Source organism: Paenibacillus sabinae T27 (assembly GCF_000612505.1).
In the GTDB taxonomy this organism is placed as follows: Bacteria; Bacillota; Bacilli; order Paenibacillales; family Paenibacillaceae; genus Paenibacillus_AQ; species Paenibacillus_AQ sabinae.
Genome location: NZ_CP004078.1, coordinates 4,140,046 through 4,152,814 on the forward strand (window position 1 = coordinate 4,140,046; position 12,769 = coordinate 4,152,814).

The 12,769-nt window shown below is 52.1% G+C and carries 15 protein-coding genes, 1 pseudogene and 1 riboswitch; of the genes and pseudogenes, 3 read left to right on the forward strand and 13 right to left on the reverse strand.

Annotated elements, in window-relative coordinates; genetic code table 11:
- Positions 1 to 50: 50 nt before the first annotated feature.
- Complete coding sequence (locus tag PSAB_RS19020; protein WP_025336175.1) at positions 51 to 887, forward strand: helix-turn-helix transcriptional regulator; 837 nt, start codon at positions 51 to 53, stop codon at positions 885 to 887.
- A 48-nt stretch (positions 888 to 935) separates the two neighbouring features.
- Here PSAB_RS19020 and paiA read toward each other — a convergent pair whose 3' ends face one another.
- Positions 936 to 1,451: a spermidine/spermine N(1)-acetyltransferase gene (gene paiA / locus PSAB_RS19025; protein WP_025336176.1), complete on the reverse strand. Its 516-nt coding sequence runs from the start codon at positions 1,449 to 1,451 to the stop codon at positions 936 to 938.
- Positions 1,452 to 1,604: 153 nt separating this feature from the next.
- On the opposite strand from paiA, the pseudogene PSAB_RS26215 reads away from it, so the two are divergent.
- Positions 1,605 to 1,815 (forward strand): annotated as a pseudogene (locus tag PSAB_RS26215) (DUF6198 family protein); the annotation flags it as partial.
- Positions 1,816 to 1,833: 18 nt separating this feature from the next.
- Here the strand turns inward: PSAB_RS26215 and PSAB_RS19030 are convergent.
- Positions 1,834 to 3,171: a 5'-deoxyadenosine deaminase gene (locus tag PSAB_RS19030; protein ID WP_025336177.1), complete on the reverse strand. Its 1,338-nt coding sequence runs from the start codon at positions 3,169 to 3,171 to the stop codon at positions 1,834 to 1,836.
- A 49-nt stretch (positions 3,172 to 3,220) separates the two neighbouring features.
- Positions 3,221 to 3,319: riboswitch (purine riboswitch) on the reverse strand.
- Between the two features lie 162 nt (positions 3,320 to 3,481).
- Between PSAB_RS19030 and PSAB_RS19035 the strand changes: the two genes are divergently transcribed.
- Positions 3,482 to 4,357, forward strand: a complete 876-nt coding sequence (locus tag PSAB_RS19035) for an NAD(P)-dependent oxidoreductase (protein WP_025336178.1) — start codon at positions 3,482 to 3,484, stop codon at positions 4,355 to 4,357.
- Positions 4,358 to 5,278: 921 nt separating this feature from the next.
- Here PSAB_RS19035 and PSAB_RS19040 read toward each other — a convergent pair.
- The 11 genes from PSAB_RS19040 to PSAB_RS19085 all read right to left on the reverse strand — a co-directional run bounded on the left by PSAB_RS19040 (position 5,279) and on the right by PSAB_RS19085 (position 12,724).
- Positions 5,279 to 5,797, reverse strand: a complete 519-nt coding sequence (locus tag PSAB_RS19040; protein ID WP_025336179.1) for a GNAT family N-acetyltransferase — start codon at positions 5,795 to 5,797, stop codon at positions 5,279 to 5,281.
- Between the two features lie 157 nt (positions 5,798 to 5,954).
- The gene (locus PSAB_RS19045; RefSeq protein WP_025336180.1) at positions 5,955 to 6,374 is read right to left on the reverse strand and encodes a FliH/SctL family protein; all 420 of its coding nucleotides are present in this window, start codon (positions 6,372 to 6,374) and stop codon (positions 5,955 to 5,957) included.
- Positions 6,375 to 6,380: 6 nt separating this feature from the next.
- On the reverse strand, positions 6,381 to 6,683 hold the full coding sequence (locus PSAB_RS19050) for a hypothetical protein (protein WP_025336181.1): 303 nt from the start codon (positions 6,681 to 6,683) through the stop codon (positions 6,381 to 6,383).
- The gene (locus PSAB_RS19055) at positions 6,680 to 7,042 is read right to left on the reverse strand and encodes an alpha-helical endospore appendage domain-containing protein (RefSeq protein WP_025336182.1); all 363 of its coding nucleotides are present in this window, start codon (positions 7,040 to 7,042) and stop codon (positions 6,680 to 6,682) included. Before PSAB_RS19055 ends, PSAB_RS19050 begins: the two co-directional genes overlap by 4 nt.
- Positions 7,043 to 7,054: 12 nt before the next feature.
- Positions 7,055 to 7,342 carry a protein kinase family protein gene (locus PSAB_RS19060; RefSeq protein WP_025336183.1) on the reverse strand — a complete coding sequence of 96 codons (288 nt, stop codon included), beginning with the start codon at positions 7,340 to 7,342 and terminating at the stop codon, positions 7,055 to 7,057.
- A gap of 170 nt (positions 7,343 to 7,512) precedes the next feature.
- The gene (locus PSAB_RS19065; RefSeq protein ID WP_025336184.1) at positions 7,513 to 8,478 is read right to left on the reverse strand and encodes an aldo/keto reductase; all 966 of its coding nucleotides are present in this window, start codon (positions 8,476 to 8,478) and stop codon (positions 7,513 to 7,515) included.
- A 10-nt stretch (positions 8,479 to 8,488) separates the two neighbouring features.
- Complete coding sequence (locus tag PSAB_RS19070) at positions 8,489 to 9,769, reverse strand: MFS transporter (protein WP_025336185.1); 1,281 nt, start codon at positions 9,767 to 9,769, stop codon at positions 8,489 to 8,491.
- A 57-nt stretch (positions 9,770 to 9,826) separates the two neighbouring features.
- Entirely contained in the window at positions 9,827 to 9,949 is a 123-nt protein-coding gene (locus PSAB_RS26400) for a hypothetical protein (RefSeq protein ID WP_264370883.1), read from the reverse strand.
- 189 nt (positions 9,950 to 10,138) lie between these two features.
- Complete coding sequence (locus PSAB_RS19075; RefSeq protein WP_025336186.1) at positions 10,139 to 11,398, reverse strand: DUF438 domain-containing protein; 1,260 nt, start codon at positions 11,396 to 11,398, stop codon at positions 10,139 to 10,141.
- Positions 11,399 to 11,412: 14 nt separating this feature from the next.
- Positions 11,413 to 11,640, reverse strand: a complete 228-nt coding sequence (locus tag PSAB_RS19080; protein ID WP_025336187.1) for a DUF1858 domain-containing protein — start codon at positions 11,638 to 11,640, stop codon at positions 11,413 to 11,415.
- A gap of 352 nt (positions 11,641 to 11,992) precedes the next feature.
- A complete protein-coding gene (locus PSAB_RS19085) occupies positions 11,993 to 12,724 on the reverse strand; it encodes a sugar phosphate nucleotidyltransferase (protein ID WP_025336188.1) in 732 nt (243 codons plus the stop codon).
- Positions 12,725 to 12,769: the final 45 nt, after the last annotated feature.

The following is a 12,769-nucleotide window of genomic DNA, read 5'->3' on the forward strand; positions in this document are numbered from 1 at the left end:
TTAAACTAGTATAATGAGTTCCAGGATAACCATAATTGGAGGGATGATTCATGAATGCCGAGGCCCGGAGGGAAGCGTTGTCCGTCTTCCTAAAATCACAGCGCGCCAAAATTTCACCCTTGTCGGCAGGCCTGCCCGCCGGTACACGCAGAAGGACGCCCGGGCTTAGACGGGAAGAGGTCGCACAGCTTGCGGGCGTCAGCACCACCTGGTACACCTGGCTGGAACAGGGCCGTGATATCCAGGTATCCGCCTCTGTCCTTGACAATGTCTCCAAGGCTCTCCGGCTTACCGCCGATGAGCGAAGCTACCTGTATTCGCTCGCGCTGGATACACATACCGGACCTGAATTTCCTTCCGAGACTCAATCTGAAATCCGCCCTTCCCTGCTTAAAATTATAAGGGAGCTGAAATATTCGCCGACGATTGTAACGGACCGCCGGTGCCAGATTGTCGGCTGGAATGATGCCGCAAGACATGTTTTTCTCGACTTCGAGCAGGTTCCCGCAGCGCAGCGCAATTTGATCCGTCTGCTGTTTGCCCGCAAAGAGCTGCAAAGGCTGGCCGTGAACTGGGAGGATTTTGTCGGAGGCTTTCTCGCCATTTTCAGAACCTATTACGGGCAATACGTTGATGACGAATGGTATACCGAATTCCTCCGCGATATGGACAAGAACTATCCGGATTTCAACCGTCTCTGGCAGCGCAGCACGGTGAACAATGCTCCCGACGTGTTGATCGAGTTCCGGCATTCCAAAGCCGGCAAAATGCTGTTCGAGCTCACTTCAATGCACGTTCACGGCAGCGCCGATTTGCGGTGCATTATCTATACTCCGGCAGCCGACGGGACAGAGATGAAGCTTATGAAGATGATTCCGAAGATGTAAAACTTCAACATAAAAAGACCGCGCAGCACGCGATCTGACTAACAATCATCAAAGTGTTTTAACCATAATAAAATCCGTTTGCTTCTCATCTCCCATGTAAAAGGAGTGGGCTCCGTTCTGGGCAAAACCCATTCCTTTATAAAATTGGATGGCACCCTCATTTTTTTCCCATACGCCTAACCAAACCTGCTGTTTATTCTGCTCTATCGCAATTTCTATGCCTTTTTGGATAAGACGCTTCCCCAGACCTTGCCCTTGAAATTTTCTGCTTATATAAATCCTCTCAATCTCAAGCGCTTCGCCAGCAATATTGTCTGATTGGGCTTCATTGACATTAACTTTTAAATAACCAGCCAGCTCTTCATTACTATAAATAAAAAAGAAAGATGAACTGGCATTAGATAATTCTTGTTCTAATTTCTCTAAATTAAATGCTCTCTCCAAATAGGATTTCATATTTTCGGGCGTATTCAAATATCCAAAAGTATCATTAAATGTTTCATAACTTATTTCTTGAAGCATGCGTAAATCTTCTATCGTGCACTTCTTCATAGTGATTGTCATATTAGCAGATCCCTCCTATGGTTAATTGTTATCATTTTCGCTATTTATTTTGTTGCATTTACAACAAAAATCATTTAACTTATATTATCATATGACTATTAATTTTGACTAGACTGTTTTGATTGATCTGGAAATAGACTGAGAGGGCTGAGTATTACGAAATATATTTATTATGGATTGGGAATCTTGATATTAACCCTTGGCGCTTCTTTCACCATACAATCAGGCCTTGGAGCATCACCTTTTGACTAAAAGACAAAGACCAGAATTATTGGGTCTGCTAACAGCCCTCATTACTGGTCTTGGTATTGATACATGGCTTTTTATATGGCGTAATTTATTAATTCCGGAACTATGGTTCAGTTAACTCAAAATAACCCCATTACCCCAGCGTCGTGCGGGCCAACAGCCGTTTAATCGACCGGTCCGATTCGCGCAGCACCGTATCTTTATCCACCGTCTTCAGTATGCCGCGATCCATCAGGATTTTGCCGTTAACAATCGTGCTCTCCACATCCGCGCGAGTAGCTGAATACACGATCCGGGAGATCGGGTCTACGTCAAAGGACGGGAACGTGTGGAAATTGTACAGGTTCAGGATTGCCAGGTCCGCCTTCTTGCCGACCTCGATGCTGCCGATTTCATTCTCCATCCCCACCGCCTTCGCTCCTCCGATCGTCGCCATCCGGAATACGGATTTGGCGTCCATCGCCGTCGGTCCGTGAATCGGCTTCTGGATCAGCGCCGCCAGCCGCATTTCATTGAACATATCAAGGTTGTTGTTGCACGGGGCGCCGTCCGCGCCAAGGCTTACCGAGACATGCTCGTGGATCAGCCCCGTCGTGTCGGCGATGCCGGACGAGAGCTTCAGGTTGGAGCCCGGACAATGACTGACATGCACGCCCCGTTCCCGCAAAATACGCCGCTCCTCCTCATCCAGCCAGATGCAGTGGGCCAGAATCAGCCGCTCGTTCGCAAGGCCGATATGATCCAGGTAGACGATATTGCGCATGCCGGTCATCGCCTGCACGATCTCAATCTCGCCCTGGTTCTCGGAGGCGTGAGTATGCACCTTGACCCCGTAACGGGCGGACAAATCGCGCACTTCCTTCAGCAGCGGCTCGGTACAGGAGACGACGAACCTTGGGGAAAAAGCGTAACGGATGCGTCCGCCGTCATAGCCGTTCCATTTTTCCAGCAGATCCACACTCTCCTGAAGCGAAGCCGCCGTGTCCTCCTGCAGCGCCTCGGGGATATCCCCGCCCCTCTGATCCATCATGACCTTGCCGGAGAGGGCGCGGATGCCGCTCGCCGCAATCGCCTGGAACGCGGAATCCGTGTGATGCACTGTCTCCATATCGACAATCGTCGTCGTTCCGCTGGAGATCAGCTCCCCGATGCCAAGCATCGCGGAGTAGTAGAGCGACTCCCCGTCATGCGCCGCTTCGAGCGGCCAGATGCGCTTACGCAGCCAATCCATCAGCTCCAGGTCGTCCGCCTTGCCCCGAAAGAGCGTCTGGCACAAGTGGATATGCGTCTGCACAAAGCCAGGAATGACGGTCCGCCCCATGGCGTCGATCACCGTTTCTTCCGGAAGCGGCACAAGGCCGCTGCCGATTTCCGCAATCAGGTCGTCCTTGATCCGGATGTCGCCGCGCAGAATTTCCTCCTGCTTATTCATCGTAATTATTTCTGCATTTTTTATCAGAATGCCGCCCATAATTTCTCCCCCTAAATGAAATTGAAAAAAGCAAAAAAGGCTACAAAAACATGCCGGGGCATATTTTCGTAGCCAGAAATTTACGGTTTCCGGTAGAGACCCTTAATCCGATTATTAAGGATATACGAAAAAGATCAAATTTGTATTAATTTATCTTCATCTTAATTCAAGGACAGAATATTTGTCAATAGAAGTGAACAAAGTTTACATATCAAACATAACCGACACACAGATGCAATAAAATTGACTATTCACCCCGGCGTATTAGGTTTAAAATAACAATGATGTCCTTGAAAAGGAGTGTATACCAGTGACAAAAATTGCATGGATTGGAACAGGGCATATGGGACTGCCAATGGCCCGCAATTTGATCAAAGCGGGCATCGGCCTGCATGTCTATAACCGGACTGCGGAAAGAGCGCAGCCGCTCGGCAAGGATGGGGCGGTCATCCGCCGGACGTCGGCCGAGGCCGCCGAGGGAGCGGATTTCATCTTCCTGATGCTGACCAAGGGAGATGCGGTGAAGGATGTGCTTGCCGGGGAAGAAGGGATTCTGGCGCACCTCAAGCCTAATGCTTACATAGTGAACATGAGCACGATCGGCCCGGAGGAAGCCAAGGAATTTGCCCGGCTTACCGGTGAAGCCGGAGGAATTTATGTAGATGCGCCTGTATCCGGCTCAGTCGGTCCTGCGGTGCAAGCCCAGTTGGTCATCCTTGCCGGCGGGGACCGTGATGCGGTGGAAGCATGCCGTCCTTATCTGGACAAACTGGGAAAGGCGGTCATTCATTTCGGGGACGTCGGAGCGGGCAGCTACGCCAAGCTGGCGATCAATTTGCTGCTCGGCGTAACCGCGCAGGGCGTAGGCGAGACGCTGCTGTTCGCGGAGAAGTCCGGGCTTGACCGTGAGCTGGTGCTCCGGATGATCAGCGAATCGGCTGTATCCACGAAGCTGTTCGAGGGCAAGAAAGAGATGTATGTAAAGGACGAATATCCTTCGGCCTTCATGATCAGCCTCGTCGCCAAAGATTTGGGACTGCTCACGGATGAAGCGCGCCGCGCGGGCCTTAGTCTTCCACTTGCCGAAGCCGCAGGAAAAACGTACGCGGATGCAACACAAAGCGGCAAGGGAGAGCTGGATATGGCGGCCGTCTGGCTGCAGCTGAAGGAATCGGCACGCGACTAATTCTCGGCCCAGCCAAATAAAAAACCTAAAACCCCGTTAACCTTTTATGAAGGCAACGGGGTTTTAAGTCTCCTCTTGGCTATGCAATTTAATTCATTTCCTCCTGCAACAATCCATACCGTCGACATGGTAAACATTTTCGATGATTCCATGTTGCCCGATTTCCAATCGGTATTTAGCCGCTTTGGACAATCGTCAGATTGTTTTCAAATTTTCCTTACTTTTTCATACCCCGGTTTTCTTCCCGAAGTACTTCACCGAAAGATCCATGTCCAGCATATGGGTGTTCGGTTCCCGCGTACACGATTCTCGCGAAAAACGTTGTCACTTCCGTTTTCCTTATATGCGATTATCGTTAATTGTACGCTTCGCTAACCTTTTCCAATGGAATCCCGCTCCTTTCTCACAAGACCGCTAGTCTTGTTCTGAAACAGCTTCTTCCTTCTTCAATGGTTCGCTTGAATTTCCGATAACATACCTTTTAAGTGTACTGAAATCGGTATTAATTACCGTCTCCCAGCTTCGCTTAAATGGGGTATGCACCGTTTGCCTAGCCCATCGGAGCTCTCTCCCTTCCTTATATAATATAAGGATTTTGGGATCATCACCTTCCGATTCTGTAAGGAAAAGGTTTGGCCGCTGATTGATAAGAACATTCGCTTCAGAGCGTTATCCATCCGGCTCTTTTTTTCTTCCAGTTCTTCTGGTGATGTCTATATTATAGCCTACTTATTTTAAATTTTAAAACTTCATATTACGGATTATAGCTTCTTTTTCCGCGGTATTCCTGCAAAAATAGAGATTAACCGCGAAATGCTTACGCTTTCAAAAAATAGATGGGTTTTTCGCCCATTTTCTATGTAAGTGCTTTCATCGAAAATTATAAGTGCTGTCTTTTAATGCTGCAGGCAAAAAAAAGACTTAATCGGGCCGAACCAGAATCTTTTCCAGCACCGGAAAATGAGATATTTTGTCCGGCAGGCGGAATTGTCCTCTGATATCGTATCCAAGACGGCGGTACAGCTCAAGCGCCTTGTCGTTTTTGGCGTATGTATCCATTCGAATGCTTTTGTACCCTTGATCCGCGGCAAAATTCTCGGCGAACGAGATCAATCTGCGCGCAATCCCTTTGCCTTGAACCTGTGGATGAACCGCCAGACGATGCATCACCAGATTGGGACCTTCCTTTTGCACCCAATCAACCGTCCGGTACGGCTCCGCCTGAATTTCATCCAGTACCATAATGCCGGCAACCGCTCCGTTGTCTTCGCAAACATACAGCGTCCGCCGCTCAAGATCCCCTGTAATGACCTCCACGTTCGGGTATGTCTCGTCCCACTGGTCGCTGCCGCCCTCTCGCATCACGCGCACGCACTCGGCAATCAGAACCATAATCTGTTCCAGTTCATCCATTCTCCCCTGTCTGATGTCGCTCTCCATACTCCTGACATCCCCACCTTTTTCGTCTGTGTGTTAATTTCTCAAGGCTTCTGCCTAGGACAGTCTACCACAGATGACGGAAAAAATAGAAATCTAAATAGTTTCGCTCAGGAGTGACCGCGCGGCGGCAAAGGAATCCTTCGCCGCCGCAGGGCTCTTAGCTGAACTCCAGCTTGTGCCCGTCCTCAAAACCCTTGGCGAACCCGGTGTCGAATCCGACATCATAAGCTTCATTATAGCCCTGCTGATAGGCATCAGGCGGGGGCGTTTCCGGCGGGACACTCGGTTCAGCGGGCAGCGGCACGACTACCTGTTCAGTCGGGGCCTGGGCTTCTGCGGGAACGAGCTGCAGCGCCGCTGCCGGCTGAGCGTCCTTCCGGCGGAGCCGTTTCTTTTTGACCAGTCTGACTCCTTTTTTCCGAAGCCGGGAACGAAGAGGGCGGACTGCCCGTTTCTTCCGTCCCTTTAACGAAGCTCCCTTGCCGATTCTGCGGATCTTTGTTCTCCGCGACAGCAGGACCTTGCGTCTGCGGGCCGTTCTTCCCGTTCTGGACGGCTTACTGCTTGCTTTCTTCATCTCCTGTCACTCCTTCCGTGCATCATGAGCCCGGTGAATCCCCAAAGAGCAAGCCGAAGCCAGCCAAGGCTTGGAGGGAATCCCTTCCTTGTGCCGGTTCAGTGAAATTCCGGACATCATCCGGCACATGGCGCTCTGGTATTCGCTGAGCAATCTGACATTCTCACTCAGCTTTCGGGCTGCATGCTCCGAATGGCCGGTCACTTCGGCAATGCTCTCCAGAATCGCGGCCAGCGCTGTCTGGCTGCGGGCGATGGAGCGGATCATTTCCAGCTTGACGGCGCGTTCCGAGAGCTGCAGCCCGCTCATTTCTCGTCTTCTCCGAAACTGAGTCCGCCAGCTGTCAGACCGCCCAGATCGCCCAGACCGCCCAAACCGCCTCCGCTTTCCTCCTCTTCCCCGGTGTCCAGAACGGCTTTCAAATTGCTGACTAATCCGTTCTCCAGCTTGGTCATCCCCTCGAGCAGCTCCACAATCGTTTCATGAATGGTTAGTGATTCCTTGAGCTGATCTTCGTGCGTTTCGAACGCTCGGGGATGAATGTGGTGATGTGTCCACTCTTTTACCTTTTCCGCCTCCACCGCCTTGGCTTCCAGAATCATCGAGATGTTCCACTGGATGGCCGCGGTGGATTCTAGCATTTTCAGATAGGCTTCTTCTCTGCTCATATCCGCCTCCCGCTACTCTTCTTCCTGGCCGTTCAGTTCCTTAATGACCCTGCCCACCTGCTCGGCTATCGCCTCCTGAAGATCCGCGAATGCGTTCAGGTAGGAGATGATATTCTTGTTCACCTGGCCTGCGCTCTCGATGATACCGGAGGTTCCTCCAAAGTCGGGCTCCGCATCCGGCAGATCATGGATGATTTGCGCTACACGGACAGCCACATGACGCTCGGCGTCCAGAATGCGCGCCATCTGTTCATGCGAATGGGCCATGTGCTGAAGAATATTGGTAATCTGATTTTGCATATCATGTCTCCTTTGCTTAAGCGCCCTGCTACAACATATGCGGCGGGGGCCCGGAGGGTTACGGGGAAGGAATCGGCGGATAACATAAACCTTGGTCCCGGGACTCGCAGAACATGATAGAAAAAGCGTGCATCTCCCGAACTGGAGGCACACGCTTATTATTGAAAACCTTAGCCCCGCTCCAGATAATTGACCTGTGACGGAGTTAATTTAACCTCAAGGCTCGGAAGAGCATCCTCAATCTGAGCGAGGGAGCTGGCGCCGACAACTGGGATTACCGTAAAGGGCTGGTTGATCAGATAGCCGAGCACAATCGACGAGACGGAAACCTTTAATTGACCGGCCAGCTCCTCCACACGTCTCATACGTGCAAGATTGGTTTCGTTATAGAATATTCTTCTTACCGTGTCCTTGAGCGTATCTGGGCCACCGGCATGCAGCTTCTGAAAGAATCCCTTGGCCTGCGGAGTAAAGGCGAACAGTCCGAGTCCCGTCTGTTGATGAAGCTTGTAGGCTTCCTTTTCCAGCTCGACGGTTGTTGTATCCTCAATGGAACCATCATTGATATCTGCCAGGCTCCACTGGATTTGACTGGCCGAGAAAGCTTGCACACCATAGGCCGCTGCGGCCTCCGCTGCTTCCCGAATCCGGTGAGGCCGCCAGTTGGAGCAGCCGAAGTAACGGATTTTGCCTTCCTTGACCAGATGATTAAGCGGGCCGAGAAGCTCCATAATCGGTATGCTCTCGTCATCACGGTGCAACCAGTACATATCAATGGTATCCACACCAAGACAGAGCAGGCTTTCCTCCGCATCCGACCGGATTTCGGCCTCGGACAGTCTGGACACCTTCATGGTCTCCAATCTCGGGTGCCCGCCCTTCGTAGAAATGAGAACCTGATTCCTTATCCCGCTTTTCTTTAGCCATTTCCCTACCGTAAGTTCGCTTTTTCCGTGGCCTCCCGGCAGCCAGTCGGCATACACTCTGGCCGTGTCAATCCAGGTGCCGCCGCCGGCCACAAATCGGTCGATGATCCGGAAGGATTCTTCTTCGGATACGGCGCTGCCGAACTCGGCCGTCCCCAGAGCCAAAGGCTTAAACGTCAAATCCGTGCCCGGCATTTCCGTCAGCTTCATCGTTATCCCCCTATTCGTCCACTTTGTATTGCATAATGAGCTTGCTTTCCACCGGTCTGCGCGTCCCCCGGCCAAATACGGCCAAAAGGGGCAGCAGCAGTATGCTTGACGCCAGCAAAGACGCCCGGATCGAGAACCGGCTGCCGATCCAGCCAACCACCGGCCCTCCGGTCGTCTGGCCGAGCGCGTCGGACTGGCTCACCATCGACAGGACGGTCGCCCGGCTCCCGCTCTCCAGATTCCGGTTCAGCCAAGAGGCGTACACCGGCTCGGCTACCGAAGCAGCCATGCCGATGATAAACACCGCAGACACCGCGATGCCAAATGACGGCGTCAACGCCAACACGGCGATGAAGGCAATGCGGACAGCCATTAGCAGAAGCATAACCACATTCAGCTTCCGCTCGTCGCCCATATCGATTCTTCTTTCAGCGAAATGCACGGCAATCAGTCCCAGCAGGGTTGACGCCGCGTTGATAAGGCCGAACCAAACCGCCATTGACAGCGGGAGATCGGGAAAGCCGATGCCGTTAATCAAATGCACCTGCCACAGACGATCATAGCCTTCGGAGGAGGCGCCCCCGAGCAGCGTTACGAAGACCATCGTAATCAGCAGCGGGCTTCGGCGGACCACGGCTGCCCCTTCCAGCCACGTATTCCGCATCGCCCGAAAAGGCGAAGCTTGCGGTTCGCGGCTGCGGGGCTGAAACTTCGTCTCCCTCATGCAGCGCAGCAAATACAACCCCGCCGCGAAATAGATGGCTCCGCCGGCCAAATACGGCAGATTCGGCATAAGCATCGACAACCCCACGCTGATACCGATGCCCAGCAGGGAAGCGGCCAGCGAGAGACGCTTGGAACGCATGAACAGGCTTCCGGCTTCTTCTTCGCCCACCTCGTCGACAATCCATGCCGTATCCGCTCCGCTGATGAACGTCCCGCCAAGACCGAACAGCAGCTGTGCGCCCAGCACCAGGGCATAGGCGGAAAACGGAGACGTGCCTCCCGCGAGCCAGACCGCGCTGCCCTCCAGCGTGAAGCCGCCGCCCAGAATAAACATGCCGAGGATGACCGACACCCTCCGGCTGTACGTATCGGCAACTACCCCCGTGATTCCCTCAAACACCAGTACGGTCAGCTCCAGCACCGTTCCAATCAGCATAAGCTGCAGCGGATTAAATCCCAGTTTCGCCACATAGTAGACGCTGTATGTCGTAAAAATAGTACTGCCGGCCAAAGCCGTCATAAACTTCATCAATAAATACACTTGTGATGCCGAGTAACGGTTCAAAATATGTTCCGCCTTTCAGGCAGGCGGACCTTCATGCCATGACTATTAGGCGGAGGACTAATCCTCCGCTCCCGCCAAGCCGCCCAGCCCGCGCTGCCGTTCCTGTTGAGATTTGTTTACATTTGGTTTTCTATTGAGCAGAATAATAGTTGTTTGTTCGAGCTGTCGGCTTCTTGACATGTTGAAGCACCTCCGTTAAAAAATTGCCTTAATTATAGCTTATACGCCATGATTAGAATATCTAAATTTTTACATCCGATTTGCCTGTAAAGCGGATTACTGAAGGAATGGTTGCCAGGCGGGTGAGTATGCTGAACTTTTGGAGACAAAAAAACCGCCGGCGCTTTCGCAGGCGGTTCAAACTCTTTTCTACTCGGACAAAATTCGTTTCTGCCCTTCCAGGGCGCGAATCGGAGCGATGTTTTGCGTAAACTCCAGTGTTCCCAAATAACGCCCTGCTTTGTCGCGGATGGCAAAGTATCGGATATAAATAAATTTGTCCTTGATTTGAATCCAGAAATCCTCAGCGTCCTTGCGGCCGGATTTGAAATCCTCCAGCAGCTTCTCGACGACATGCACGCTTTGCGGCGGGTGGCAGTTCTGCACGGTGCGGCCGATCACGGCCTTGGTGCGGGCGAAGATGCGTTCTTTGCCGTGGGAGAAATAACGGACCACATCATTCTCATCGATGAATGTCAGATCCACCGGTAGATGATTCATAATCAGTTCAAGCTGCTGGACCGACAGAATGCCGGTATCAAAGCGGATAAAACCTTGCGGGGCTCCGGTGTCTGCCGTTTCCGGCACCTCGGCGTTCCCGGGCTCGGGATTGCGCTCCGGCACCCATTCTTTCTCCGGCGCGGCCAGGCAGAAGCCGATTGAGCTGCTTTCGCGGGCAATTCGTACCCACTCGTCCTCGGTCAGTTTGTCCAGCGCCATCGGCAGCAAAATATTCTCTTCCTTAAAGACCATCTCATTCACTTCTTTGATGATCAGCTCAAGCGCCGACACCACTTCATCCCGGTTACCGGTATAGCCGGACAGCTGAGCCTTGGCCTCCTTGATCATCCCGCGGATGCCGTCGTCCACGCCCCACATCACCTGGGTCGGACCGTAAATTCCGTACTTCTCCAGGTAAGGGAACAGCAAATTCTCCTTGCGGCTGAAGTGTTTGTCGATGTCCAGCAGAAGGCCCAGATCCTCCAGCAGCTTGAAGATGATCGCTTCATTATCGCTTTTGCGGAATTTATCCTTGTGCAGCTCCAGCCGGAAATTGACCAGCTTCTCAATCTCGCGGTTCTCCAGCTTGAACGTATGCACCGGATGACCGGGCTGCTCCTCCGGCTTCGACGGCCGGTGAATCTCTTCAATCGAGCCCTTGAAGATGGCCGTATGCACGGAGCATAGACGCTGGACTTCCGAGGCCGGTATTCCCTCCTCCGTCATCAGCGAATGCTCCATTGCGGAGATTTCCGCCACCGTCACGTCTCCGACCGCTTCTTCAAAGCGGGCTTTTACTTCCTCGACGCTTTTTCCGGCATGCAGCTCCTTGATGATTTCTTTCAGTATGTTCTGCCGATGGGTCTGCTCCGACGCATGGACTTCCCGGTTATTGATTAATTCGCTCATATTGATCCGCTCCTCTATTCCTGAATGATGAATCCGTGACGCAGAAACGTCTGCTTGACGGTGTCTATATCTATTTTTTTAAGCTTGATTCCTTTAGCCAATGTCATGATTCGACCGGCTGTCTGCAGCATCCCCGGCTTGGCGATATCCCGAAAGCCCAGTTCGAGCATAATGTCCATCACTTCGGGATCACGGCTGACCAGATCGAATATCGACTCATTTAGACTCAGCGTTTTATTCATATGGCTGCTCCCCTTACAGGCTGCTTGGTGACAAGTCCCAATATTATTGAGAACCCTTCTCAAAATCAGAGTAGCATGGGCCACATGGAGGGATAGTGATTTCAATCACAAAGTATGTAAAACTCCGCGGAACGTCACGGCATCTCTGGAATGTAGAGTTAGAGCGGACAGCTTGGACATTTTTATATTATAAGAAGAAACGGCTTCGCCGTCCTCTGGAAGAGGAAGGCATCCGTTTCTCGTAAAAATATCAGGTTAAGGATAAGCGCGAAGCTTATACTTTCTGATATTTTAAAAAAAGCACCGATTGGTGCCCTTTCAAGCTTTCTTTAATCTTAAAAAAACGCCGCCGTTACGGCAGCGCGTCTTTCAGCTTCTCCCCCGCTTCGCGCAGGGATTCGAACGTGCCTGCATCGCTCCACCATCCTTTGAGCACATCATAGCTCAGCTTGCGGTCAGCCGCATACAGGTTGTTCACGTCGGTAATCTCAAGCTCCCCCCTCCGGGAAGGAGAAATCTGCCGGATGATATCGAACACGGCCTTGTCGTACATATAGATTCCCGTTACGCAGTAGCTCGTCTTCGGTTGTTTCGGTTTTTCTTCGATGCGGGCAATCCAGGCTGAGTCTGCGCTGTCGAAGACGGGAACGCCGTATCGCCGCGCATCCTCCACCGGTTTAAGCAGCACCTTGGCGGTTCCCTCCGGCTGCCTGAGATAACTGCTCACATAAGGTGTAAGATCCTCCGTGAATAAATTGTCTCCAAGCAGCACGACAAACCGCTCTCCAGGCAAAATAAAATCTTTGGCAAGCTCCAGCGCCTCGGCGATTCCGCCGGCGGCTTCCTGGATTTTATAGGTCAGGGACACGCCGAACTCGGCGCCGCTTCCCAGGAATTCGGTATACATTCCGGCAGATTGCCTGCTGATTACAAGGAGAATGTCGGTGATGCCAGCCTTTCGCAGCCGGTCGAGACCGTAACAGATCATCGGATATTTGCCTACCGGCAGCAAATGCTTGTTCATCATCCGGGTCAGCGGATACAGCCTCGTTCCCATACCGCCTGCCAGTATGACTCCTTTCAAAGCCCATTCCTCCTTCACATGTAGTGCGCAGCTTATCATTTCCGG

Coding starts and splice junctions, on each gene's coding strand:
- paiA (WP_025336176.1), bottom strand. CDS start 1,451: ATGACAATCACTATGAAGAAGTGCACGATAGAAGATTTACGCATGCTT.
- PSAB_RS19065 (WP_025336184.1), bottom strand. CDS start 8,478: ATGAAGCTGACGGAAATGCCGGGCACGGATTTGACGTTTAAGCCTTTG.
- PSAB_RS19060 (WP_025336183.1), bottom strand. CDS start 7,342: ATGCAAAATCAGATTACCAATATTCTTCAGCACATGGCCCATTCGCAT.
- PSAB_RS19075 (WP_025336186.1), bottom strand. CDS start 11,398: ATGAGCGAATTAATCAATAACCGGGAAGTCCATGCGTCGGAGCAGACC.
- PSAB_RS19055 (WP_025336182.1), bottom strand. CDS start 7,042: ATGAGCAGAGAAGAAGCCTATCTGAAAATGCTAGAATCCACCGCGGCC.
- PSAB_RS26400 (WP_264370883.1), bottom strand. CDS start 9,949: ATGTCAAGAAGCCGACAGCTCGAACAAACAACTATTATTCTGCTCAAT.
- PSAB_RS19040 (WP_025336179.1), bottom strand. CDS start 5,797: ATGGAGAGCGACATCAGACAGGGGAGAATGGATGAACTGGAACAGATT.
- PSAB_RS19050 (WP_025336181.1), bottom strand. CDS start 6,683: ATGAGCGGGCTGCAGCTCTCGGAACGCGCCGTCAAGCTGGAAATGATC.
- PSAB_RS19030 (WP_025336177.1), bottom strand. CDS start 3,171: ATGGGCGGCATTCTGATAAAAAATGCAGAAATAATTACGATGAATAAG.
- PSAB_RS19080 (WP_025336187.1), bottom strand. CDS start 11,640: ATGAATAAAACGCTGAGTCTAAATGAGTCGATATTCGATCTGGTCAGC.
- PSAB_RS19045 (WP_025336180.1), bottom strand. CDS start 6,374: ATGAAGAAAGCAAGCAGTAAGCCGTCCAGAACGGGAAGAACGGCCCGC.
- PSAB_RS19020 (WP_025336175.1), top strand. CDS start 51: ATGAATGCCGAGGCCCGGAGGGAAGCGTTGTCCGTCTTCCTAAAATCA.